This is a genomic window from Cupriavidus consociatus, from assembly GCF_017814975.1.
GTDB lineage: Bacteria > Pseudomonadota > Gammaproteobacteria > Burkholderiales > Burkholderiaceae > Cupriavidus > Cupriavidus consociatus.
On sequence record NZ_JAGIQA010000157.1, the window covers coordinates 1 to 672 of the forward strand.

Annotated in this window: 1 pseudogene; it reads left to right on the top strand. The window is 64.4% G+C overall.

Annotation, left to right across the window (positions count from 1 at the left end):
- Window positions 1-672 (top strand): annotated as a pseudogene (locus tag J8I82_RS37885) (IS5 family transposase); the annotation flags it as partial.

Sequence of the window (672 nt, forward strand, 5' to 3'; positions counted from 1 at the left end):
TGCAGCCATTGCTGCCGACGGTCGAACCCTCGCCCAAAGGCGGCCGACCGCGAGTGGACGACCGTGCAGCGCTTGGCGGCATCCTGTTTGTCTTGCAAACCGGGATTCCGTGGGAGGACCTACCCCAGGAACTGGGCTTTGGCAGCGGCATGACCTGCTGGCGTCGTCTGCGTGACTGGCAAGTCAGCGGTGTCTGGGAGCGACTGCATCTGGCCCTGCTGACCCACTTGCGTGAGCACGACCAGATCGATTGGAGTCGGGCGAGCATCGATGGCGCAGTAGTGGCCAGCCCCCGGGGGGCCAGCAGACTGGCCCGAACCCCACGGATCGCGGAAAACTCGGCAGCAAACGCCATCTCGCCGTAGACCGGCGCGGCGTTCCCTTGGCGCTGGCTGTAACGGGCGCCAATCGGCACGACTCGATTGTCTTCGAGCCTTGGTCGATGCAATACCGCCGGTGCCAGGCCTGTCCGGTCGGCCTAGAAGCCGTCCGGACAAACTCCATGCCGATAAGGGATACGACTTCGCTCGCTGTCGTAAGCATTTGCGCAGGCGCAGCATCCAGCCACGAATCGCACGCCGTGGCACCGAGAGGAACGACCGCCTCGGCAAACATCGCTGGGTTGTGGAGCGCACGCATGCCTGGCTTGCCGCCTTTGGCAAACTGCGCATT